At 72.8% G+C, this 22,711-nt stretch carries 26 protein-coding genes and 1 tRNA gene; 15 read left to right on the forward strand and 12 right to left on the reverse strand.

Features of this window, described 5'->3' with window-relative positions:
- Positions 1-28: 28 nt before the first annotated feature.
- From H5397_RS03665 to H5397_RS03675, 3 genes are read left to right on the forward strand one after another with little or no spacing between them, the layout of a single operon-like run.
- Entirely contained in the window at positions 29-1,189 is a 1,161-nt protein-coding gene (locus H5397_RS03665) for a Gfo/Idh/MocA family protein (RefSeq protein WP_182814956.1), read from the forward strand.
- A complete protein-coding gene (locus H5397_RS03670) occupies positions 1,186-2,055 on the forward strand; it encodes a sugar phosphate isomerase/epimerase (RefSeq protein WP_182814957.1) in 870 nt (289 codons plus the stop codon). Before H5397_RS03665 ends, H5397_RS03670 begins: the two co-directional genes overlap by 4 nt.
- Before the next feature lie 14 nt (positions 2,056-2,069).
- On the forward strand, positions 2,070-2,558 hold the full coding sequence (locus tag H5397_RS03675) for a histidine phosphatase family protein (RefSeq protein WP_182814958.1): 489 nt from the start codon (positions 2,070-2,072) through the stop codon (positions 2,556-2,558).
- Positions 2,559-2,574: 16 nt separating this feature from the next.
- Here H5397_RS03675 and H5397_RS03680 read toward each other — a convergent pair whose 3' ends face one another.
- Both H5397_RS03680 and H5397_RS03685 read right to left on the reverse strand, forming a co-directional pair.
- Positions 2,575-4,914 carry a ComEC/Rec2 family competence protein gene (locus H5397_RS03680; RefSeq protein WP_182814959.1) on the reverse strand — a complete coding sequence of 780 codons (2,340 nt, stop codon included), beginning with the start codon at positions 4,912-4,914 and terminating at the stop codon, positions 2,575-2,577.
- Positions 4,915-4,916: 2 nt separating this feature from the next.
- Complete coding sequence (locus H5397_RS03685) at positions 4,917-5,750, reverse strand: helix-hairpin-helix domain-containing protein (RefSeq protein WP_182814960.1); 834 nt, start codon at positions 5,748-5,750, stop codon at positions 4,917-4,919.
- 107 nt (positions 5,751-5,857) lie between these two features.
- Here H5397_RS03685 and H5397_RS03690 point away from each other — a divergent pair, with 107 nt between their 5' ends.
- A complete protein-coding gene (locus H5397_RS03690; protein ID WP_182814961.1) occupies positions 5,858-6,835 on the forward strand; it encodes an endonuclease/exonuclease/phosphatase family protein in 978 nt (325 codons plus the stop codon).
- On the opposite strand, the gene H5397_RS03695 is transcribed toward H5397_RS03690, so the two are convergent.
- Positions 6,836-7,768, reverse strand: coding sequence for a carbohydrate kinase family protein (locus H5397_RS03695; protein WP_182814962.1), 933 nt, complete (start codon positions 7,766-7,768; stop codon positions 6,836-6,838).
- A 35-nt stretch (positions 7,769-7,803) separates the two neighbouring features.
- A complete protein-coding gene (locus H5397_RS03700) occupies positions 7,804-8,730 on the reverse strand; it encodes a DUF4192 family protein (RefSeq protein WP_182814963.1) in 927 nt (308 codons plus the stop codon).
- Positions 8,731-8,842: 112 nt separating this feature from the next.
- Between H5397_RS03700 and H5397_RS03705 the strand changes: the two genes are divergently transcribed.
- The 11 genes from H5397_RS03705 to H5397_RS03755 all read left to right on the forward strand — a co-directional run bounded on the left by H5397_RS03705 (position 8,843) and on the right by H5397_RS03755 (position 16,676).
- On the forward strand, positions 8,843-9,394 hold the full coding sequence (locus H5397_RS03705; protein ID WP_182814964.1) for a hypothetical protein: 552 nt from the start codon (positions 8,843-8,845) through the stop codon (positions 9,392-9,394).
- A gap of 146 nt (positions 9,395-9,540) precedes the next feature.
- Complete coding sequence (locus tag H5397_RS03710) at positions 9,541-9,882, forward strand: aquaporin (protein ID WP_309224267.1); 342 nt, start codon at positions 9,541-9,543, stop codon at positions 9,880-9,882.
- 177 nt (positions 9,883-10,059) lie between these two features.
- Positions 10,060-11,220 (forward strand): ABC transporter substrate-binding protein, encoded by a 1,161-nt coding sequence (locus tag H5397_RS03715; RefSeq protein WP_182814965.1) that lies wholly within the window; start codon positions 10,060-10,062, stop codon positions 11,218-11,220.
- An 82-nt stretch (positions 11,221-11,302) separates the two neighbouring features.
- Positions 11,303-12,187, forward strand: a complete 885-nt coding sequence (locus tag H5397_RS03720; protein ID WP_182814966.1) for a branched-chain amino acid ABC transporter permease — start codon at positions 11,303-11,305, stop codon at positions 12,185-12,187.
- The gene (locus H5397_RS03725) at positions 12,187-13,164 is read left to right on the forward strand and encodes a branched-chain amino acid ABC transporter permease (protein ID WP_182814967.1); all 978 of its coding nucleotides are present in this window, start codon (positions 12,187-12,189) and stop codon (positions 13,162-13,164) included. Before H5397_RS03720 ends, H5397_RS03725 begins: the two co-directional genes overlap by 1 nt.
- Positions 13,161-13,949, forward strand: a complete 789-nt coding sequence (locus tag H5397_RS03730) for an ABC transporter ATP-binding protein (RefSeq protein ID WP_182814968.1) — start codon at positions 13,161-13,163, stop codon at positions 13,947-13,949. The genes H5397_RS03725 and H5397_RS03730 overlap by 4 nt, the downstream gene beginning before the upstream one ends.
- Positions 13,942-14,643 (forward strand): ABC transporter ATP-binding protein, encoded by a 702-nt coding sequence (locus H5397_RS03735; protein ID WP_182814969.1) that lies wholly within the window; start codon positions 13,942-13,944, stop codon positions 14,641-14,643. The genes H5397_RS03730 and H5397_RS03735 overlap by 8 nt, the downstream gene beginning before the upstream one ends.
- Entirely contained in the window at positions 14,640-15,287 is a 648-nt protein-coding gene (locus H5397_RS03740; protein ID WP_220491965.1) for a CBS and ACT domain-containing protein, read from the forward strand. Before H5397_RS03735 ends, H5397_RS03740 begins: the two co-directional genes overlap by 4 nt.
- 78 nt (positions 15,288-15,365) lie before the next feature.
- Positions 15,366-15,441, forward strand: a tRNA-Ala gene (locus H5397_RS03745).
- A 78-nt stretch (positions 15,442-15,519) separates the two neighbouring features.
- The gene (locus H5397_RS03750) at positions 15,520-16,233 is read left to right on the forward strand and encodes a purine-nucleoside phosphorylase (protein WP_182814970.1); all 714 of its coding nucleotides are present in this window, start codon (positions 15,520-15,522) and stop codon (positions 16,231-16,233) included.
- Between the two features lie 23 nt (positions 16,234-16,256).
- Complete coding sequence (locus H5397_RS03755; RefSeq protein WP_182814971.1) at positions 16,257-16,676, forward strand: pyridoxamine 5'-phosphate oxidase family protein; 420 nt, start codon at positions 16,257-16,259, stop codon at positions 16,674-16,676.
- Positions 16,677-16,680: 4 nt separating this feature from the next.
- Here the strand turns inward: H5397_RS03755 and H5397_RS03760 are convergent, their stop codons facing one another.
- From H5397_RS03760 to obgE, 8 genes are read right to left on the reverse strand one after another with little or no spacing between them, the layout of a single operon-like run.
- On the reverse strand, positions 16,681-17,331 hold the full coding sequence (locus H5397_RS03760) for a histidine phosphatase family protein (protein WP_182814972.1): 651 nt from the start codon (positions 17,329-17,331) through the stop codon (positions 16,681-16,683).
- Positions 17,331-17,714, reverse strand: a complete 384-nt coding sequence (rsfS, locus tag H5397_RS03765) for a ribosome silencing factor (RefSeq protein ID WP_182814973.1) — start codon at positions 17,712-17,714, stop codon at positions 17,331-17,333. Before rsfS ends, H5397_RS03760 begins: the two co-directional genes overlap by 1 nt.
- Complete coding sequence (nadD, locus tag H5397_RS03770; protein ID WP_182814974.1) at positions 17,701-18,366, reverse strand: nicotinate-nucleotide adenylyltransferase; 666 nt, start codon at positions 18,364-18,366, stop codon at positions 17,701-17,703. Before nadD ends, rsfS begins: the two co-directional genes overlap by 14 nt.
- Positions 18,363-18,515 carry a hypothetical protein gene (locus tag H5397_RS03775; protein WP_182814975.1) on the reverse strand — a complete coding sequence of 51 codons (153 nt, stop codon included), beginning with the start codon at positions 18,513-18,515 and terminating at the stop codon, positions 18,363-18,365. The genes nadD and H5397_RS03775 overlap by 4 nt, the downstream gene beginning before the upstream one ends.
- Positions 18,516-18,534: 19 nt before the next feature.
- Positions 18,535-19,779, reverse strand: coding sequence for a glutamate-5-semialdehyde dehydrogenase (locus tag H5397_RS03780; RefSeq protein WP_182814976.1), 1,245 nt, complete (start codon positions 19,777-19,779; stop codon positions 18,535-18,537).
- A 54-nt stretch (positions 19,780-19,833) separates the two neighbouring features.
- On the reverse strand, positions 19,834-20,046 hold the full coding sequence (locus tag H5397_RS03785; protein ID WP_182814977.1) for a hypothetical protein: 213 nt from the start codon (positions 20,044-20,046) through the stop codon (positions 19,834-19,836).
- Positions 20,047-20,072: 26 nt separating this feature from the next.
- Positions 20,073-21,203, reverse strand: a complete 1,131-nt coding sequence (gene proB, locus H5397_RS03790) for a glutamate 5-kinase (RefSeq protein WP_208091152.1) — start codon at positions 21,201-21,203, stop codon at positions 20,073-20,075.
- On the reverse strand, positions 21,200-22,705 hold the full coding sequence (gene obgE / locus H5397_RS03795; RefSeq protein ID WP_182814978.1) for a GTPase ObgE: 1,506 nt from the start codon (positions 22,703-22,705) through the stop codon (positions 21,200-21,202). The genes proB and obgE overlap by 4 nt, the downstream gene beginning before the upstream one ends.
- Positions 22,706-22,711: the final 6 nt, after the last annotated feature.

Here is a 22,711-nt window from a genome sequence, read left to right on the forward strand (position 1 = left end):
GTCGATGCCTGTCAGGAGAGGACCTCCCATGGGAACCAAGAAGCTCACCATCGCCATGAACGGCATCACCGGCCGCATGGCTTACCGCCAGCACCTGGTGCGTTCGATCCTGCCGCTGCGTGAGGAGGGCCTCGAGCTGCCCGACGGCACGCGCATCGAGGTCGAGCCGATCCTGGTGGGCCGCCGTCCGGACGCCGTGGCCGAGATCGCCGAGCGGCACGGGGTGGAGCGCTGGGAGACCGACCTGGACAAGGTCCTGGCCGACGACGGCGTGGACATCTACTTCGACGCCCAGCTGACCAACCTGCGCCGCGCCGCCCTCACCAAGGCCATGGAGGCGGGCAAGCACATCTTCACCGAGAAGCCGACCGCGGAGACGCTGGAGGAGGCCGTCGAGCTGGAGCGCGTGCGCGCCCGGGCCGGGGTCAACGCCGGCGTCGTCCACGACAAGCTCTACCTCCCGGGCCTGGTCAAGCTCCGTCGCCTGGTCGAGGAGGGCTTCTTCGGCCGCATCCTGTCCCTGCGCGGCGAGTTCGGCTACTGGGTCTTCGAGGGCGACCACCAGCCCGCGCAGCGCCCCAGCTGGAACTACCGCAAGGAGGACGGCGGCGGCATGACCATCGACATGTTCTGCCACTGGAACTACGTCATGGAGGGCATCATCGGTCGGGTCGAGGCCGTCACCGCCAAGGCCGTCACCCACATCCCCACCCGGTGGGACGAGCAGGGCCGGGCCTACGACGCCACCGCCCACGACGCCGCCTACGGGATCTTCGAGCTCCGGACGCCCGACGGCGACCCGGTCATCGGCCAGATCAACAGCTCCTGGGCCGTCCGCGTCTTCCGCGACGAGCTCGTGGAGTTCCAGGTCGACGGCACCCACGGCTCGGCCGTCGCGGGCCTGTTCAACTGCCGCGCCCAGCAGCGCGGCCACACGCCCAAGCCCGTGTGGAACCCCGACCTGCCCACCACCGAGAAGTTCCGCGACCAGTGGATGGACGTCCCGGCCAACGCCGAGCTCCCCAACGGATTCCGCGCGCAGTGGGAGGAGTTCCTGGCCGACGTCGTGAACGACCGCCCGCACCGCTTCGACCTGATGTCCGCAGCCCGCGGCGTCCAGCTCGCGGAGCTGGGCCTGAAGAGCTCGGCCGAGGGTCGCCGCATCGCGATCGAGGACCTGCAGGCGTGAGCACGCACCGGTTGTCGCGGAACACGGCGACCACGAAGCACTGGACCCTGGCCGAGGCCCTCGACGGCGCCGTGGCCGCCGGCATCGGGGCGGTCGGGCTGTGGCGCGACCGCGTCGCCGAGGCGGGCCTCGACAACGCCGCCCGCATGGTCGCCGAGCGGGGCCTGCGCGTCTCCTCGCTGTGCCGTGGGGGCTTCCTGACGGCCACGACGGCGGATGGGATCGAGGCCGCGCTGGCCGACAACCGCGCCGCGATCGTCGAGGCGGCCACCCTGGGCACGCGGGAGCTCATCATGGTCGTCGGCGGGCCTCCCGCCGCGCCGGGCCCCGAGCAACCGGCCATCCCCGACGGGGACCGCGACCTGGTCGCGGCCCGGCAGCGGGTCGTCGACCGGCTGGGCGACCTCGTGGGGTTCGCGGGCGAGCAGGACGTCCGCCTTGTTCTGGAGCCCCTGCACCCGCTGTTCGCGGCCGACAGGGCCGTGCTCAGCACCCTCGGGCAGTGCCTCGACATCGCGGCGTCCTTCGACGCGCACGACGTGGGCGTGGTGGTGGACACCTACCACGTGTGGTGGGACCCCCAGCTCGGCGACATGGTCCGCCGTGCCGGAGCGGAGGGGCGCATCGCGTCCTACCAGGTCTGCGACTGGATCCTGCCGCTGGCCCCCGTCGCGCTGAACTCGCGCGGGCACGTGGGCGACGGGTACGTCGACTTCGCCACCATCACCCGCTGGGTGTCCGAGGCCGGGTACACCGGCGACATCGAGGTCGAGATCTTCAACGAGGAGATCTGGGCGACGCCCGGCGAGCAGACCCTCGCGACCATGGTGGAGCGCCACGGCCGGTACATCGAGCCGCATCTCTGATTAGGGTGGGGCGCATGAAGCGCGTCTACCTGATCCGCCACGGCGAGGCCGAGTTCATGGGGCGCGGCGTGCGCGGCGACCACGGGCGGGAGCTCACGCCCGAGGGGCACGAGCAGGCCCGCCACCTCGGCGAACTGCTGGCCGACGCCGGCATCCAGGTCGTGCTCGCCTCGACCGCCGACCGGGCCGCCCAGACCGCCCACGGCATGGGCCTGGACGCCGAGGTGCGCCTGGTCGAGGACCTCTACCACGCGGGCACGGTCGGCCTGCTCCGCGAGTTGGGCACCCTCGACGAGGGCGTCGCGGCGGCCGCCGTGGTCGCCCACGCCCCGGGCGTCCCCGCGCTGGTGGATGCGCTGGCTGGGCCCGACCCCGACCCCCGCGCCGCGGCGGCGGCGCTGCACCACTACCCCACCGCCATGGCGGCCGGCATCGAGTTCTCCGGCGCCTGGTCCGAGCTCGAGGTGGTCCCCTCCCGGCTGTTCTGGGCCGAGCGGGGCTGAGCCACCTCCCCGGGCCCTACCGCTGGGTCGTCACCATCAGGCCTCCGTCCGGGGACCGCGCCACCGCCACCGCGCCCCGCTGGTCCGTCCGGAACACGGCCGCACCGGTGACCTCCACCGAGCGGAGCGTCCGGGCCGCCGGGTGGCCGTAGTCGTTGCCCTCCCCCACGCTCACCAGCGCCACCTCCGGACGCGCCGCGGCGATGAACCCCGGCGCATGCCGGCCGCTCCCGTGGTGCGGGACGAGCAGGACGTCCACGTCCAGCACATCCCCCAGCGCGACGTGACGCCCCTGGGCCCCCTCCTCCGCGTCCCCGGCCAGCAGGATGCTGACTCCCCCAACGTCGGCGCGCAGCAGCAACGACGCGTCGTTCTCGGCCGACGACTCGCCCTCGCCGGCGACCAGGTCCCGGGTCAGGCCCGGTGCCGCGAGCACCTCGACGCGGGCGGCGCCGATCGCCCAGGCCGAGCCCGCGGCGGCGGGTTCCAGCCGGGCCCCCGGCAGGGCGACGGCCAACCCCGCCTGCGCAGCCGGCGCTGCGCCGGGGGACGTCGCGACGACCGCCACACCCCGGTCGGCCAGGGCGGGGATGCCCCCCACGTGGTCGGCGTGCAGGTGGGTGAGCAGCAGGAGCGGGACGTGGGTGACGCCCAGCTGGTCGAGGCAGCGCCGCAGGAGGCCCGGGTCGGGCCCGGTGTCGACGAGGACCGCCTGCCCGGGCGCGACCGCGACGAGGGTCGCGTCGCCCTGCCCCACGTCGCAGGAGGCCACCGCCCAGGCGCGGGGCGGCCATCCCGGTGGGGTGGGCGTCCGGGCCAGGGCCACGACCACCACCGCGGCGATCCCGAGGGCCAGCCAGGGGCGCACCAGGACCCGGGGCGCGAGCAGCACCAGCACCACGCACCCGAGGACCACCACGGCCAGCGACGCCGGGGTCACCGGCCACGGCACTGCGGCGCCGGGGAGTGCCTCGCCGAGGCGCGCGGTCCACGCGATGCCCTGGGCGAACCACCCGGCGCCCCAGGCGGGTGCGAGGGCGAGCGGCAGCGGGAGGGGGCCGAGCAGCGTGGCGGCCAACCCGAGCACGGTCGCGGGCCCGACCATCGGCCCGGCCACCAGGTTCGCGAGCACCGAGACCACGCTGACCTGCCCCGAGAGGTACACCACGACCGGTTCGGTCGCCACCTGCGCGGCCAGGGGCACCGCGAGCGCCTCGGCGCACCAGCGCGGCATCCAGCGTGCCAGCAGGGCGGTCCACGCGCCGGCCCAGCGCAGCAGCCCGAACGTGGCCAGCACGGAGAGGGCGAACCCGAGCGAGCGCGCCATGGCGGGCTCGGCCAGCACCACGGCGACCATGGCCACGCCCAGGAACCGCAGGCCCTGGCGCCCTCGGCCCGCCCGGCCCAGCGCCGCGAGCCCGACCAGGCCCATCGCAGCGGCCCGCAGCACGCTGGGTTCACCCAGGCAGAGAACGACGAACCCGGCCACGCCCGCGACCAGCACTCCGTTCAGCCACCGCCCGCGCAGGCCGCAGCCGACCGCCAGCGCGCGCAGGAACCCGAGCAGGAGCGTCAGGTTCGCCCCGCTGACGGCGGTCAGGTGGGTGAGGCCGGTGACGACGAACCGGTCGCGCATCTCGGTGGTCATGCCCGTGACGTCACCCACGACCAAGGCCGGGACCAGCGCCCTCGGCTCCGGCCACAGGCCCGCGCACGCCACCACCAGGCCGCGCCGCAGCGCCCCGACGGCGGCCGCGACGGGGTCGGGCGGGGCGACCTCCTCCGGCCGGTCGGTGGCGCGCAGTTCGGCGGCCAGCCCGCTGCCCGGTTCCGCCGGACCCAGCCGGACCGCCGCCCGCACGGTGGTCCCCATCGGGACACCCGCCCACGCCGCGGCCAGGTCGCCGGTCGCCCGCACCTGCACGGACGCGCCGCTGCGCCACACCCCGTCGCGGGCCTCGACGTGCACCAGCTGGGCGGAGCCGCGCCACAGGCCGGGCCGGGTCCCGGACGGCGCCCACAGGCGCCCGTTTCCCGAGACCCGGACGTCGACCACGGCGCTCGCCCCGTCGGCCACGAGGCCGGTCAGCGGGTCGGCCGCCTGCGCCGCGGCTCGGGCGCCCCCGGTCACCACGCACACGGCAGCCAGACCGACGACGGCGGCGAGGAACCAGTCGCAGCGCCGCCACGCGAGCAGTCCTACCCCCGCGGTGAGCAGGGCGGTCAGGGCCAGCACCCGCTGGTCCCCCGAGGTCGCCAACCCCATGGCGGCCCACGCCACCACCCCCAGGACGAGCACCTGCGTGGCGCCCCGGTTGCCACCGGCCCCGCCCTGGTCCTCTTCGTCCGACGCCACGGTCACACCGTCACCAGCGGCTCGAGCCGCTGGAAGGTCTTCGTCCCGATCCCCTCGATCTCGAGCAGCTCCTCCACCCGGGAGAACCGCTCGTGCTGCTCACGCCAGGCCAGGATGGCCGACGCCGTCACGGGCCCGACGCCCGGCAGGCCGTCGAGCTGGTCGGCGGTTGCCGTGTTGAGGTCGAGCTTCCCCGAGCCACCGCCACCAGCGCCGCCCCCGGCTCCCGGTGCCGCGCCCGCGCGCATCTCTCCGCCCGGGTTGCGGCCGTCACCGATCACCACCTGGCCCCCGTCGACGACTGGTGCGGCGAGGTTGAGCTCGCCGGGGCGCGCCTCGGGCGTGAGGCCGCCCGCAGCCGCGATCGCGTCCTCGACCCGGGAACCCTGAGGCAGGCGCACCACGCCCGGCGAGGCGACCTCGCCCAGCACGTGCACGCGCAGCGGCACGGGGGTCGGCGTGGGCGACGGGGTCGCCAGGACGGGCGCGACAGGGGTGGGGGCCGCCACGGCGATCGGGACCGTGCGCGCCTGGCTGATCGCCCAGACCGCGCCCACGAGGGCGACCAGCCCGATCACGCCGATGACGGCCGCGTGGGCCCGGCCGAAGACCCAGGCCGAACGGAGGGCCGCGGCGACCCCCGCCCGCGGGAGTTCCCGGCGCGGCGCCGGGTCGACACCCGCCTCCTCGGCCCCCACGTCGACAACCGGCGGCGGGTCGGGCGCGAGCACGTCCCCGGGGACCGCCTCGCGGGCCGCACCGAGCTCGGCGACCAGCGCGTCCAGCCGGGCGCGCACCACGTCGCCCTGGACGGGACGGGCTCGGGACGGGCGCATGCCCGGATCTTGGGCGATCCCGGGGCCATTCGAGCACCCGGTTCCGACCGCTGTGGACAACCGTGTCCGCGGGCGGTTCGGTTGTCCACAGGTGGCACGCTGGGGCCGTGCGCACCCTCCGACACCTCGCCCTGGCCCTGGGGTGGGCGTGCGCCTTGACGGCATCGGCCCTGGTGTTGCTGTACGTGCAGCCGGAGGCCCAGGCGTCCACCGCGTGGGTGGCGATGGCGGCCTCGTTCATCCCCTACGGCATCGTCCTGTGGCTCGCCGCGACGGTGCTGTTCCTCCTGGGCGGCACGCGCTGGTCCCGGCTGCTGGCCTTCCCGACGCTCGTGGCCCTGATCGTGCAGGTCGGGTGGGCGCGCCCGTACTGGCCGATCCGGACGACACCGGAGCCGGGCGGTGCTCCCGTCCGGGTGCTGGCCGCCAACGTGCGCTTCGGCGGGGCCGACCCGGCGAGCTTCGCCCGCGTCGTCGCGGAGGCGGACGCCGACGTGGTGGTCGTCACCGAGGCGACCGAGCGGTTCCTGGGGTCGGAGGACGTCGCGGACGCACTCGCCGGCCACCCGTGGACGGTCGGCCGGGCGGCCTCCGGCCCGCAGGCGGAACGCGACCCGTCGGGAACCGTCGTGTTCTCCCGCCTGCCCCTCGCCGAGCGCGGCCGCGTCCCCAGCCGGTTCGACCAGTACGTGGTCGAGGTCTCCGCCCCCGGGACGCCCCTGGTCCTGGTCGCGGCCCACCCGGCCAACATGCTGGGCAGCGCGTCGACGTGGGAGCGCGAGGGCGCCATCCTGCGCGACGCGATCCGCCCCCACCTGGCCGAGCCGCTCGCCGTGGTGGGCGACCTCAATGCGACCGCCGAGCACCTCACGCTGCGCATGCTCCTCGCGGAGGGCCTCACCCTCGGGTCACAGGAGGCCGGAGCCGGGTGGCAGCCCACGTTCACGAGCCTCCCGTTCGGCCCGCCCCTGATCGCGATCGACCACGTCCTCACCAACGAGCACGTGACGACCCGCAGCTTCAGGACCGCCCGCCTCGAGGGCTCCGACCACGCGGTGGTCGTGGCCGACCTCGTCGTGCGCTGACTACGCCCGCGCGGCGTCCAGCTCGGCGGCGGTGGGCGGGTCGGCCCCCTCCCGCTCGCACACCAGCGACGCGGCCAGGGCGCCCCGGCCCAGGGCGTCCTCCAGCGGGAGCCCGCGGACGACCAGGCCGTCCAGCAGGCCCGCCATGAACGTGTCCCCCGCGCCGATGGTGTCGACCAGGTCGACCGGCGGGCTGGCGACGGACGCGAGCCCGTCGGGCCCGGCGGACACGGCGCCGTCCGCCCCCCGGGTCACCACGGCCCACGTGACGCCGTAGCGCTCGCGCAGGGCCACGACCAGTTCGGCGGGGTCGACGGGCAGCCCCGAGTGGGCGGCCAGGTGCTCGAAGTCCTCGTCCGACCCCTTGACCAGGCCCCCACGCTCCCCGACCACGCGCAGCCACGGCTCGATCGCCGCCCAGTACGCGGCCATGTCGGGGATCACCGTCGGGCGCACGTTGACGTCGACCGAGAGCGGCCCGGTCCCCGACTTCACCCAGGCCAGCAGCGCCTCGTGGCCGGGGCCGACGACCGTGACCAAGGACGCCACGTGCAGCCAGTCCCCCTCCCCCAGCTCGGGCAGTTCGTCGGCCCGCCAGCCGAAGTTGGCGGTCCCCGCGAAGTGGAAGGTGTAGGAGGCCTTGCCCACCTCGTCGAGACTCACCACGGCCAGCGAGGTCGGCTGGGCCGCCGCGACGGCCAGGGTCGTCCCGACGCCGTTCGCGGCCAGGTGGCCCCGAAGCTGGGCGGCGAACGCGTCGTCCCCCAGCCGCCCGAGGAACTCCACGGGCACCCCGAGGCGCGCGAGCCCGATGGCGCTGTTCATGGGCCCACCGGCCGACAGCGCGCGCCAGGTGGAGGCCCGCGTGTCGTCGGACGCCGCTCCGGGCACCAGGTCGATCAGGGCCTCGCCGCACACCACGATCCGTCGCATGGGGGTATCGTAGGGCGCCCCGGCGGGCGCCGCCCTCAGGCGCGGGCCCGCCGCAGCTCGGCCGCCAGCGAGTCCCACTCCGCGGGAGGTACCGCGCCCAGGTTCACGGCCTGGAGGAAGCGGGCCCACTCGGCCGGACCGGGCCGGTCGTCCATCGCCTCGAGGCACACCGACTGCAGGGCGCCGTCGCCGTTGAGCCACGCGGCGAGCGCCGCCGCGGCCAGTGCCCCGCCGACGCAGTTCGGCACCCCGCAGCCCACGACCTGCAGCCACAGCGACACGCGTGGGGCCGCGTTGGCCCGCGTGGTCGACAGCAGCGCCTCGTCGAGGAAGCACGGGTCGTGGCTGGCCAGGCACAGCACGGTCGCGTCGTCGATCTCGAGGTCGCCCGGGGCGTCGTCGTGCGCGGCCAGCAGGGCGCGCGCCTCGCCGAGGATGTCCGACAGGCCCTCCGCCCGCGCCGCGACCCGGTCGAGGGACGCCGTCACCTCCGCCGGCGTCCGGTTGGGTTCCACGAGCGCGTACAGCTCCTCCCGCGAGCCCCGGATCGGCCGCCCGGCGTACGCCGCCTCGGCCAGCAGCACGCCGCCCAGCGCGTCGTAGGGCGTCCCTTCGTCGTCGGGGTGTTCGTACCACCGCTCCCCGTCGGCGTGGACGAGGATGCGCTCGGCGTCCCCGGGGAGGGCAAGGTCGACGTCGTCGAGCCCCCACCAGGCGCACCCCGCGTCGGCGGAGAACGCGATCACGACGAAGTGCGCCCCCGGCAGGCGGTGCCAGGCGGGGGCAAGCGCCCGCGCCGGCGGGGCGTCGAACAGGTCGGTGCGGGCGGTGAGCTGGACCATCCCGTCGCGGATCGCCAGCAGGACGAGGGACTCGTGGGGGTGGAAGCCCAGCAGGCTCGGGACGACCTCGACGAGGTCGGTCAGGCTGGTCACGGTGGTGCGTTCGGGCGCTTCGGTCATGCCCTAGTTGTCGGCGGGCTGCCCGCGCCCCGTGCACCCGGTTCCAACCGTCCACAGGGCCCGTCACGGGCCCGCCCGTTGTCCACAACCACCCCTCTAGTAATCTCGCCCCATGAGCCAGCCGTGGCAGCAGGACCCGTACCAGCGGCGTCCTGTCGACATCAACGCCTACGCCCCGCCCAAGCGCGGTGGCGGCGGCTGGTGGCTGGCCCTGGTCGGCATCGCGCTCGTCGGCGTCGTCCTCGCGGCCCTCTTCCTGCGGCCCACCCCGCCCGCGCCGAGCGAGCCCGCCCCCTCCCCGAGCGCCTCCGAGGCCGCCAACGCGGGCCCCGGCATGCCCTTCACCATGCCCGGCAGCACGACCAGCCACGGCCGGTGGGAGGTCCTAGACCACTCCTGGGACGTCGACGGCGTCACCCTGCGCGTCCGCGTGACCGCCGACGGCGGTCGGGTGAGTTACGGGTTCGTGGCCTTCTCCAACGTGGGCACCGAGGTCTACGAGCCGCTCCCCGGGGCGCCCGACCCCGAGATCGGGTCCGGCGTGCTCGAGGCCGGACAGTACGTCGAGGGCAACCTGTACATCCCCCTGCCGCGCGGCGATTCCACGCTGATCCTCACCACGGCGCAGGGCCGGCAGATGTCGGCGCTCCCGATCCCGGGCTGACGTCGCCCGGGCGGGTGACAGGCCGCCCGCCGGCCTCGTGCTGTTCGTCATCGCCTCCGGCCAGCCGGGCTTCGACGCCGTCGCGTCAGGCCTCGCCACCAACGGCTACGGCGACCGCCTCCCCCGGCGGCTACTCCCTGCTCGCCGTGCTCGTCGCCGAGGTCGTGTTGACCGCGATCTTCATCTGGATCATCCTCGGCGTCACCTCCAACAAGGCCCCCAAGGGCTTCGCCCAGCTGGCCATCGGCCTCGCGCTGACCCTGATCCACCTGATCTCCATCCCGGTGTCGAACACCTCGGTCAACCCGGCCCGTTCGCTGGGCGTGGCGTGGTTCGCGGGTGCGGACGCCCTCACGCAGGTCTGGGCGTTCATCGTGGCCCCGATCGTCGGCGCCCTGATCGCCGGCATCTCCTACGCCGCCCTGACCGGCGACCGTGGCGACGTGGCCGAGAACGAGCCCGTCCAGCGGGCGGCCACCGAGGCCTGAGCCCCGGCGGCCCGTCGTGCAGCCGAGGTTGCATAACGGACCGGTCACGAATCTGGCCCCGGCGGGGGCGTCCGGCTCACGTCCGTGAGACTGGCCCCCCGCCGGAGCCGTGCGTTTGTACCATGCGGCGCATCCGCTCCTCCCCATCCGGAGCGGCCGACCAGGGAGATACACCACATGAAGCGCATCCTCACCGGCCTCGCGGCCGCGACGGTCGGCCTCGCCATGCTCGCCGGTTGCTCCGGCGGTGCGGGCCAGGCCCAGGCCCCCGCCGGCGACACGATCAAGATCGGCGTCAACTTCGAGCTCTCCGGCGACGTGGCCACCTACGGCGAGGCCAACGTCCAGGGCATCGAGATGGCCGCCGAGGAGATCAACCAGGCCGGCGGCATCGACGGCAAGCAGATCGAGCTCGTCAAGTACGACACCAAGTCCGACGCCGCCGAGGCCACCACGCTGGCCACCAAGCTGATGACGCAGGACAAGGTCATCACGGTGATCGGCCCGGCCACCTCCGGCGGCATGAAGGCCACCATCCCCGTGGCCGAGCAGAACAAGATCCCGGTCGTGTCCGGCTCGGCGACCGCCGACGACGTGACGGTGGACGCCACCGGCGTGAAGCAGTTCGCCTTCCGCACCTGCTTCAACGACTCCTTCCAGGGCACCGCCGCGGCGAACTACGCGGTGAAGAAGTTCGACGCCAAGAAGGCCGTCATCCTGCGCGACAGCTCCAGCGACTACAGCAAGGGCCTGGCCGACGCGTTCCGCACCACCTTCACCGAGGCCGGCGGCGAGATCGTGTCCGAGGACGCCTACGCCAAGGGCGCCGACAACTTCAACGCGGTCATGACCAAGTTCAAGGGCCAGCAGTTCGACGTCATCTACCTGCCCGGGTACTACACCGAGGCCGGCAAGGCCATCAAGCAGGCCCGCGACCTCGGCGTCACCCAGCCCATCCTCGGTGGCGACGGCTTCGACTCCCCCGTGCTCGCCGAGCAGGCCGGCGCCCAGCTGACCGACGTGTACTTCACCAACCACTACAGCTCGGCCGACCAGGACCCGAAGGTCCAGGACTTCATCAAGGCCTTCCAGGCGAAGTACAACACCGAGCCGAACGCGTTCAACGCGCTGGGCTACGACACCCTGAAGTTCGTCGCGGACGGCGTCGCGCGCGCCTCCGAGAAGACCGGTGAGGGCGTCCAGAAGGCCCTGGCCGAGACCAAGGACTTCGCCGGCGTCACCGGCACCTTCTCGGTCGACGAGAACCACAACCCGGTGAAGGCCGTCGTCTTCATCGGCTACAAGGACGGCGAGGTCGCCGTGACCGAGAAGGCCTGACCTTCCCGGTAGACCACTCGACGAGGAGTGGGACGGCGCGTCCGTCCCACTCCTCGTCCGATCAGGGGGAGACTCGACACCCGTGGAGCAACTCGCACAACAGCTGGTCAACGGCCTCGCGCTGGGCAGCATCTACGCGCTCATCGCGCTGGGCTACACGATGGTGTACGGAATCATCCAGCTCATCAACTTCGCCCACGGCGACGTCTACATGGTCGGCGCCTACGTGGGCTACTTCTGCATGGTCCACCTGAAGCTCGGCTTCGTGGAGTCGCTCCTGATCGCCATGGCGGCGTGCACGGTGCTCGGGGTGGTCATCGAACGGGTGGCGTACAAACCCCTGCGGAAGTCGACGCGCATCGCGGTCCTGATCACGGCCATCGGCGTCTCGCTCCTGCTCGAGTACACGATGATGTTCTTCGTCGGCGCCGACACCCGCACCTACGGCGTCCTGCCCCCGTTCATGGAGCAGAGCTTCAACGTCGGCGGGGTGCTGGTCACGATGAAGCAGGTCATCATCGTCGGCGTCTCCGTGCTGTTGATGGTGGTGCTGCAGTACATCGTGCGGCGCACCAAGGTCGGCAAGGCGATGCGCGCGGTGTCGCAGGACGCGGACGCGGCCCGCCTGATGGGCATCAGCGTCGACAACACCATCTCCTTCACCTTCGCCATCGGGTCGGCCCTGGCCGGCGCCGCGGGCGTGCTGGTGGGCGTCTACTACAACGCGATCAACCCGCTCATGGGCCTGCTGCCCGGCCTGAAGGCCTTCGTCGCCGCCGTGTTCGGCGGCATCGGCCTGATCCCCGGCGCGCTGCTGGGCGGCTACTTCATCGGGGCGTCCGAGACGCTGGTGGCCGGCTACTGGTCGAGCCTGTACACCGACGCCGTCGTGTTCGCGATCCTCATCCTCGTGCTGATCTTCAAGCCCACCGGCCTGCTCGGCAAGAACGTCCGGGAGAAGGTGTGATGAAGAACCCCCTCGTGCGCCAGGCGCTCACCCTGTGGCTGCCGCTGGTCGCCACCTACGTCATCGTCCTGCTGCTGGTGCAGGCCGGCATCATCGACGCCTACATGCAGGTGACGATCGCCACGATCTGCATCAACATCGTGCTGGCGGTCTCGCTGAACCTCATCACGGGTTTCACCGGCCAGTTCTCCCTGGGCCACGCCGGCTTCATGGCGATCGGCGCGTACTCCACCGCCCTGGTCACCATGCGCTGGGACAACGTCTTCGGCTTCGTCGGCGGCCTGCTCCTGGGCGGTGTGATCGCGGCGCTGGTGGGCTTCCTGATCGGCCTCCCGACGCTGCGCCTGCGCGGCGACTACATCGCCATCGCCACCCTCGGCATGGCCGAGATCATCCGCATCCTGCTGCAGAACTTCGAGTTCACCAACGGCGCGGCGGGCCTGTCCCCGGTCCCCCAGCACATGGACTGGACCTGGTTCTTCATCCTCACCGTCGGCAGCGTGATGCTGATCAGCAACTTCATCCGCTCCCGGCAGGGGCGCGACGCCATCGCGGTGCGCGAGGACGAGATCGCGGCGGAGTCCATCGGCGTGAACACCACGCGCTCGAAGGTGCTCGCCTTCACGATCGGCGCCTTCTTCGGCGGCATCGCGGGCGGCATGTACGCCTCGTACTTCTACGTGATCAAGCCCGAGCAGTTCGGCTTCCTGAAGTCGATCGACATCCTCGTCATCGTGGTCCTGGGCGGCCTGGGCTCCCTGTCGGGGTCGGTGATCGCCGCGTTCCTGCTGGCCATCATCTCGACGCTGCTGCAGCCCTTCCCCGGCGTCCGCATGATCCTGTACGCCCTGCTGCTGATCGTGATCATGATCTTCCGCCCGCAGGGCCTGCTGGGCAACCGCGAGCTGTCGCTGAGGCTCCTGCCACGGTTCGGCAGGCGAAGGGACGCCGCGGCGTCCGGGACGGAGGCCCCGTGAGCCGCATCCTGGAGGTCACGGCGCTGACCCGCAGCTTCGGCGGCCTGACCGCCGTCTCCAACGTCGACCTCACCCTCGAGCAGGGCGAGCTCGTCGGCCTGATCGGCCCCAACGGCGCCGGCAAGACCACGGTGTTCAACCTGTTCACCGGGGTCTACCCGCCGTCGTCGGGAACCATCGTGTTCACCTCGCAGGGGAAGACCCAGTCGATCGGCGGCAAGGCGCCCTACGCCATCTGCCGCGCCGGCGTGGGCCGCACGTTCCAGAACATCCGCCTGTTCAAGGAGCTCACGGTCCTCGAGAACGTGATGATCGCGTTCCAGCAGAACCAGCGCTACCCCCTGCCGACGACGTTCCTGCGCCTGCCGGGCTTCCGCAAGGCCGAGGACGAGATCCGCGAGGGCGCGATGGAGCTGCTGCGGGTCATGCACCTGGAGCACGTCGCCGACGAGCGCGCGGTCAACCTCTCCTACGGTGGGCAGCGCCACCTCGAGATCGCGCGGGCCCTGGCCACGCGACCCACCCTGCTGCTGCTCGACGAGCCGGCGGCCGGCATGAACCCCACCGAGACCGCCCAGCTCACCGAGCTGATCCGGCAGATCCGGCGCGACTTCGGGCTCACCGTCCTGCTCATCGAGCACGACATGAGCCTGGTCATGCAGGTCTGCGAGCGCATCTACGTCCTCGACCACGGCATCGTGATCGCCTCCGGCACCCCGGCCGAGGTGCGCGCGAACCCGAAGGTGGTCGAGGCCTACCTCGGCGAGGAGGTCGACCATGCTTGAGATCAAGGACCTCGAGGTCAGCTTCGGCGGCATCACGGCGCTGAAGGGCATCTCCCTGACCGTCAACGACGGCGAGATCGTCACCCTGATCGGCGCCAACGGCGCCGGCAAGACCACGACCCTGCGCACGGTCTCGGGGCTCGTGAAGCCCCGCGCGGGCCAGGTGCTGGTCGACGGCAAGGACGTCACCAGGCTGTCGGCCCAGGCCCGCGTGAAGCGCGGCCTGGTGCAGGTGCCCGAGGGACGCCGCGTCTTCCCGCAGATGTCGGTGCTGGAGAACCTCGAGCTGGGCGCCTACCTCCGCAAGGACAAGGGCGTCGCCGGCGACCTCGACGACGTGTTCGCGCGCTTCCCGCGCCTGGCCGACCGCCGCAAGCAGCACGCGGGCACCCTGTCGGGCGGCGAGCAGCAGATGCTGGCGATCGGCCGGGCGCTCATGAGCCGCCCACGCATCCTGCTGCTGGACGAGCCGTCCATGGGCCTCGCGCCCCTGCTGGTGCAGGAGATCTTCTCGATCGTCGGCGAGATCAACGCCGGCGGCACGACGGTGCTGCTGGTGGAGCAGAATGCCAACATGGCACTCCAGGTCGCCGACCGCGGCTACGTCCTGGAGACCGGCAGGATCGTGCTGGCTGGCACCGCGGCCGAGCTCACCAGCACCGACGAAGTCAAGCGCGCCTACCTGGGAGGATGACCGTGTTCGTCAAGAACCGCATGACCGCCAACCCGTGGACCGTCCGTGCCGACGCGACGATCCCCGAGGCGATCGCCCTGATGAAGGACAAGCACGTCCGCCACCTGCCGGTCATGGACGCCGGCCGCGTGGTCGGCGTCATCTCCGAGGGCGACATCGACTCGGCCCTGCCGAGCAAGGCGACCTCGCTGTCGGTCAACGAGCTCACCTACCTGGTCAACAAGCTGTCGATCGCCAAGGTGATGTCGCGCGACCCGATCACGATCTCCCCCGAGGCCCTGCTCGAGCAGGCCGCCGTGGTCATGCGCGAGGCCAAGATCGAGATGCTGCCCGTGGTCGAGGGCGGCCGCCTCGTGGGCGTGATCACCGAGTCCGACCTCATCGACGCGGTCATCGAGATCATGGGCTTCCGCGACCACGGCACCCGCCTGGTCATCGAGGCCCGCGACGTCCCCGGCGCCCTGGCGCAGATGGGCTCGATCACCAGCAAGCACGGTGCCAACGTGCAGCACCTGGCCGTCTACCGGGGCTCGGGCGAGACCTCCGACGTGGTGCTGGGCGTCAACACCACCGACACCACCGAGCTCGAGGCGGACCTGGCCGCCGCGGGCTTCACCGTCCGGGGGCGCCTGGAGAACGACTGAGACGAGTCCGGTACGGGCCGATTTGGACTCCTCGGGGTTGTCGGGGTAAAGTTCTTCTTCGTTCCGCACCGGAACATCGGGGCTATGGCGCAGTTGGTAGCGCGCTTCCATGGCATGGAAGAGGCCAGGGGTTCGAATCCCCTTAGCTCCACCACGATCCCTCGTGAACCCCGGCTCCGGCCGGGGTTTTCGCGTCTGGGGGCCCGTGATCCGCACGACGAGAGGCACGCCCATGGCAACCCCGCACATCGCCGCCGAGCCGGGCCAGGTCGCCCCGCTGGTCCTCATGCCCGGCGACCCCAAGCGCGCCGCCCGCATCGCCGCCGAGCACCTCGAGGGTGCCGAGCTGGTCAGCGACGTCCGCGGCATCGGCTGCTGGACGGGCTCGTGGCAGGGCACCCCGATGAGCGTCATGGCCTCGGGCATGGGCATCCCCAGCGTCTCCATCTACGCCACCGAGCTGTTCCGCTTCTACGGCGTCGAGCGCATCGTGCGCGTGGGCACCTGCGGCGGCATGAGCGACAAGGTCGCCGTCGGCGACACCATCGTGGCCACGGCCGCCCACACCAACGCGTCGCTGTCGACGCTCTTCGTCCCCGGCATCTCGCTGTCGTGGACGGCCTCCTACCCGCTCCTGCGCGGCGCCATGGACGCCGCAGCGGGCCTCACCGACGCCACCGTCCACACCGGCCCGGTCTACTGCTCCGACCACTTCTACTTCGCCAACCCCGACATCATCAGTGGCCTGGCGAAGTACGGCACCCTGGGCGTCGAGATGGAGTCCGCCGGCCTGTACGCCTGCGCGGCCGCCGAGGGCGGCGAGGCGCTCACCGTGCTCACGGTCAGCGACCACCTGTTCGACTCCAGCCGCGACATGAGCTCCGAAGAGCGGGAGACCCTCTACGCCACCAGCGTTCGGATCGCCGCGGCAGCTTTGCTCGCCTGACCCACCGCGCGCCATGATGGGCCATGGCGATCCCACGGGACGACTTCGTCCGCTACGTCACCGACCACCCGCTCGGCGTGGTGTCCACCCATGACGCCGAGCGCGGCCCCGAGGCCGCCCTGCTGACGCTGGCGCCCCTGCCCGACGGCGACGTGCTCTTCGACACGCAGGTGTCCTCCCGCAAGGCCCACAACCTCGCCGCCGACCCCCGGGTCGCGCTGGTCATCGGCACGACCGAGGAGTCCTCGATCCAGGTCGAGGGCACCGCCGCCTTCCCGGCCGACGCCGCCGAGCAGCGGGCATGGGCCGCCGCGTACGAGGCACGCTTCCCCGACTCGCAGGCGGCGGACGCGGCGTTCACGATCGTGCGCGTGCACCCGCACTGGCTGCGCCACTACATCGTGGGCGACACGATCCACGAGGGCCCGGTCGACTGGGCCTGACGGCTCAGCGCGAGGAGGCCGACGGCGGCTGTCCGCCGTGGTTCACCACGACGTTGTTGTAGCTCAGCAGCCGCCAGCGCTGGTTGTGCTCCAGAATCGTCCAGGAGCAGTTCCACAGCCCCGACAGGGAGAAGGACGCGTCCAGCCCCAGCCCGAGGAACAACGACAGCCCCACGCGCAGCGCGAGGCCGTGCCCGACGACGACGGTGGTCTCCCCCGGGTGCGCGGACGCCACCCGGGCCAGCACGCCGGCGACTCGCTCACCCGCCTCCTCGGCGGTCTCCCCGGTCTCGGAGCGGCGGAAGTCGCGGCCGGTGTGGAGGGCGTCCTCGAACCACGGGTTCTCGACGGCCACCTCGACCGCCGTGCGGCCCTCCCACGAGCCGACGTGGATCTCGCGCAGGCCGGCGTCCACCTCGACGCCGATGCCGGACGCCGTGGCGATCGCCTCGGCCGTCGCGGAGGCGCGCAGCAGGTCGGAGGTGACCACGCGCGCGGCCTTCAGGCGGACGAGCCGCTCGGCCAGCGTGGCGGCCTGGGAGCGCCCGATGCGGTTGAGCGGGACGTCCTGCTGCCCCTGGAACCGCCCGGCCGCGTTCGAGTCGGTCTGGCCGTGGCGGACGAGCACCAGCTTGGTGCGCGGCGCGTCCTGCATCACGCCTCGACGGCTGCGACGCCCTCGTCGACGGAGAGCGCGATCGCCGGGCAGTCGCGCCACAGGCGCTCGAGCGAGTACAGCTGCCGCTCCTCGGCGTGCTGGACGTGCACCACGATGTCGCCGAAGTCGAGCAGCACCCAGCGCTTCTCGCCCTCGCCCTCGCGGCGCAGGACCTTGGAGCCGTCCTTGAACAGGGCCTCCTCGATCGCGTCGACCACGGCGCCCACCTGGGGCTCGTTCTTCGCGGTCACGATCAGGAAGACGTCGGTGAGGGCCAGGCGCTCCGACACGTCGAAGGCCACCAGGTCGGTGGCCTGCTTGTCGGCCGCCGCCTGGGCCGCCAACTGGGTGAGGTGGAGCGCGTGGTCAGTCGCCGCCATGAATCTCCTTGTCATCGGGGCCTTGGATGTACAGGCCCCGCTTGCTGATGTACTGCACGATACCGTCCGGCACCAAGTACCAGGTGGGCAGGCCGGACGCCGTGCGCTCGCGGCACGCGGTCGACGAGATCGACAGCGCCGGGATCTCGATGAGGGTGACCTTGTCGGCCGGCAGGTGCGCGATGTCGGACTGGTCCAGTTCGACGCCGGGCCGGGAGACGCCCACGAAGTGGGCGAGCTCGAACAACTCGTCGGCGCCGCGCCACGTCAGGATCTGGCTGAGGGCGTCGGCTCCGGTGATGAAGTACAGCTGCGTGTCGGGCCCGCGGAGCTTGCGCAGGTCGCGCAGGGTGTCGACGGTGTAGGTGTCGCCCGGCCGCTCGATGTCGACCCGGCTCACCGAGAAGCGGGGGTTGGACGCCGTGGCGATGACCGTCATGAGGTAGCGGTCCTCGGGCGAGGAGACCTTCTTGTGGGCCTTCTGCCACGGCTGGCCGGTCGGCACGAAGACCACTTCGTCGAGGTCGAAGCGCGCCGCCACCTCACTCGCGGCCACGAGGTGGCCGTGGTGGATCGGGTCGAAGGTGCCACCCATGACGCCGAGGCGCCACGTGGCGCGGCCCGTGCCGTTGGCCAGGCCGGTGGACGTCATTCGCGCTCGGCCACCGCGTGCGGACGGGCCGAGCCGAAGCCGACGAGGATTCCGAGCAGGCTGAGCAGGCCCGCGAACACGACGAGGCCGGTGATGATGGCGCCGGTCTGGTCCCCGTGGCCGGCGGCTGCTTCGAGCAGGAGGTTCATGCGCGGGAGCATACCGAACTCAGGCCCTGGTCTGCCCGTGGCCCGTGACCACGTACTTCGTGGCGGTCATCTCGGGCAGCGCCATCGGGCCGCGGGCGTGCAGCTTCTGCGTCGAGATGCCGATCTCGGCGCCGAACCCGAACTCGCCCCCGTCCACGAACCGGCTCGAGGCGTTCACCAGGACGGCCGCGGCGTCCACCTCGGCGACGAAGCGGTCGGCCGAGCGCAGGTCGGCGGTGACGATGGTCTCGGAGTGGCCGGTCGTGTGCTCGCGGATGTGGCCGATGGCCGCGTCCAGGTCGGGCACCACGTCGCAGGCGAGGTCGAGCGAGAGGTACTCGTCGTCGAACTCCCCGTCCCCGGCCGGCACGACGTCGGCCGAGTACGCCGCGACGGCCGGGGTCCCGTGGACCGTCACGCCGGCGTCCGCCAGCGCGGCCAGGGCCTTGGGCAGGAAGGCGGGGGCGGCGTCCGCGTGCACGAGCAGGGTCTCGACCGCGTTGCACACGCTGGGGCGCTGGGTCTTGGCGTTGAGCAGGATGCCGAGGGCCATGTCGTGGTCGGCCGAGGCGTCCACGAACAGGTGGCAGTTGCCGGTGCCGGTCTCGATCACGGGCACCTTCGAGCCCTCGACGACCGCGTTGATCAGGCCGGCCCCACCGCGCGGGATGAGCACGTCGACCAGGCCGCGGGCACCCATCATCTCGGCGGTGACCGAGCGGTCCCCCTCCACGAGCTGCGCGGCGTCGGCGGGCAGGCCGGCGTCGAGCAGGCCGTCGCGCAGGGCGGCCATGACGGCGCGGTTGGAGGCCAGCGTCGAGCTCGACCCGCGCAGCAGCGCCGCGTTGCCGGACTTCAGGGCGATGCCGGCGGCGTCGGCGGTCACGTTGGGGCGGGCCTCGTAGATGATGCCGACCACGCCAAAGGGCACCCGCACCTGACGCACGGTGACGCCGTTGGCGTTGGTCCAGCCGCGCAGCACGTCGCCGATCGGGTCGGGCAGCCCGGCGAGCTGGCGCAAGCCGTCGGCCATGCCCTGCAGGCGCTCGGGGGTGAGGCGGAGCCGGTCGATCAGGGCGGCGCTCGTGCCCGCGGCCTCGGCGGCGGCCACGTCCTCGGCGTTGGCCGCCAGGATCGCGTCCTGCGCGGCGAGCAGGCGGTCGGCCATCGCGCCCAGCGCGGCGTCCTTGGTCGCCCGGGACGCCGTGGCGAGCGTGCGCGCGGCGGTGCGCGCGGCGCGGGCCTGGTCGGTGAAGGTCGTCATGGCCGCCAGTCTAGGATTCGGCGCCCGCTCCCCCGGTCGTGCCCGAGGACTGGTTCAGGCCCGGCGCAGGGTGCGGGCGTACCACAGCAGGGCGACGCCGAGCACGATCATGCCCAGGCCCAGGCCGCCCATCAGGCCGAGGGAGGGCGGGCCCGCCTGCGCGAACGTGCCACTGAGGAACAGCAGGACGCCACCGGCGACCAGGGCCACCCCGCTGCGGGTGAGGTAGCCGGCCAGTTGCTGCTGCTCGGAGGGGTCGGACGCCATGGGCCACACCCTAGACGCCGAGCGCGTCAGCCCCGGAACTTCTTGCGCAGGATGAGCGCGTCGCGGTGCACCAGCTCGCGGTCGAAGCCCTCCCCGCGCTCGGCGGCGAGCTCGCGAGTGGAACGGCCGAGCATCGAGGGCACGTCGGTCGCGTCGTAGTTGACCAGGCCGTGCCCCACCAGCTGGCCGTCGGGGCCGTCGAGGCGCACCGGGTCCCCGGCGTGGAACTCGCCGGTGAAGCCGGTCACGCCGGCCGGCAGCAGGGACGCCCCGCGCTCGACCACGGCGCGCACGGCACCCGCGTCGAGGGTCAGGACGCCCTCGACCTTGGACGCGTAGGCCAGCCAGAGCATCTTCCGGGAGCGGCGGCGGCCCGACGGGTGGAACAGGGTGCCGACGGGCTCGCCGGCCAGCGCCTCGGCCACCGCGGTCGCCGAGGCCAGCACGGTGGTCACGCCGGCGTGGGTGGCGATGCGGGCGGCCTCCAGCTTGGTGGCCATGCCGCCGGTGCCGACGGTGGACCCGCTCCGGGAGGTGTCGACGACCAGCTCGTCGACCTCGGGCACGTCGGTGATCCGCCGCGCGCCCGGGCGTGCGGGGTGGTCGGTGTAGAGGGCGTCCACGTCGGAGAGCAGGAACAGCGCGTCGGCCTGCACCACGTGGGCGACCAGCGCGGCCAGGCGGTCGTTGTCGCCGAAGCGCAGCTCGTTGGTGGCGACGGTGTCGTTCTCGTTGACGACGGGCACGACGCCGAGGTCGAGGAGCCGGGTCAGGGTCCGCAGGGCGTTGGCGTAGGAGGACTGCCGGGTGATGTCCTCCACCGTGAGCAGGACCTGGCCGACGGTGAGTCCGTGCGCGGCGAACAGCGAGGTGTAGCGCGCCAGCAGCAGGCCCTGGCCCACCGAGGCGGCCGCCTGCCGGGTGGCGAGGTCGCGGGGCCTGGCCCGCATGCCGAGCGGGTCGAGGCCGGCGGCCACAGCGCCGGAGCTGACCACCACGACCTCCCGGCCGGACGCCCGGGCCGCGGCGATGGCGTCCACGAGGGCGTTCATCTGGGCCATGTCGATGCGCCCGAAGGCGTCGGTGAGCGAGGAGGACCCCACCTTGACGACGATCCGCCGCGCCTCGCCGACGGAGCGCCGGATGGCGGCACTCACCAGCCGTCCTCCTCGTCGGACGCCGCGCGCCAGCTCTGCTTGGGGTCACGGGGCTTGCCCTCGGCATCGGCCTTGGCCGCGTGGTACTCGGCGTCCATCTCGCGGCGGCGCACGACGGAGGGACGCTCGCTGTGGAGGCGCTCGTCGTCGCCGCGACGGGTGAGGATCTCGGCGCCGGACTGGATCTGGGGCGCGAAGTCGAACACGACCGGGTTCTCGCCGGCGCCGATGGCCACGGCGTCCCCCTCGCGGGCACCGAGGCGCAGCAGCTCGTCCTCGATGCCGAGGCGGGTGAACCGGTCGGCGAGGTAGCCGACGGCCTCGGGGTTGGTGAAGTCGGTCTGCTTGACCCAGCGCTCGGGCTTGGTGCCCTCGACGCGCCAGACGAAGCCGCCCTCGCCGTCGCCCATGCGGCGGATGCCGAACTCGGGGCCGCCGGCCACCGGCGCGGGCCGGATCACGATCCGTTGCGGCGCGGGGGCGGGCGCGGCGTCCCGGCGCTGGCGGACGAGGTCGGCCATCGCGAAGGTGAGCCCCTGCAGGCCCTCGCCCGACTTGGTGGAGATGCGGAAGACCTTCAGCCCGCGCTCCTCGAGGTCGGGCGTGACCAGGTCGGCCAGCTCGGCGGCGTCGGGGATGTCGACCTTGTTGAGTGCGACCAGGCGCGGCCGGTCCTCCAGGCCGCCGTGGGCGGCGAGCTCGCCCTCGATGATGTCGAGGTCGGTGACCGGGTCGCGGCCGGGCTCGTAGGTGGCGCAGTCGATGACGTGCACGATGGCCTGGCAGCGCTCGATGTGGCGCAGGAAGTCGAAGCCCAGACCGCGGCCCTCGGAGGCGCCCTCGATCAGGCCGGGCACGTCGGCGACGGTGTAGGTGGTCTCCCCCGCGACGACGACGCCCAGGTTCGGCACCAGCGTGGTGAAGGGGTAATCGGCGATCTTCGGCCGCGCGCGGCTGATCGCCGCGATGAGGGAGCTCTTGCCCGCACTGGGGAAGCCGACGAGCCCGACGTCGGCGAGCACCTTCAGCTCGAGGACGATCGTGCGCTCCTCGCCGTCCTCGCCCAGGAGGGCGAAGCCCGGGGCCTTGCGCGCGGCGGTCGCCAGCGCGGCGTTGCCCAGGCCGCCCTTGCCGCCGGCCGCGATCACGACCTCGGCGCCCTCGCCGACCAGGTCGGCCAGGACCTCGCCGGTGTCGGCGTCGCTGACCACGGTGCCCTCGGGCACGGCCAGCACGACGTCGTCGCCGTTGGCGCCGCGGCGGTGGTCGCCCTCGCCGGGCTGGCCGTTGGTGGCGCGGCGCTGGGACTGGCGGTGGTAGTCGACGAGCGTGGTCAGCCCGAGGTCGACGCGCAGGACGACCGAGCCGCCGTCACCGCCGTTGCCGCCGTCGGGGCCGCCCAGCGGCTTGAACTTCTCGCGGTGCACAGAGGCGCACCCGTGGCCACCGTTGCCACCGGAGACACGCAGGGTCGCGCGGTCGACGAACGAGGGAATGGCCATGGGCGC

It is taken from the genome of Propioniciclava sp. MC1683, from assembly GCF_014164675.1.
Taxonomy (GTDB): domain Bacteria; phylum Actinomycetota; class Actinomycetes; order Propionibacteriales; family Propionibacteriaceae; genus Propioniciclava.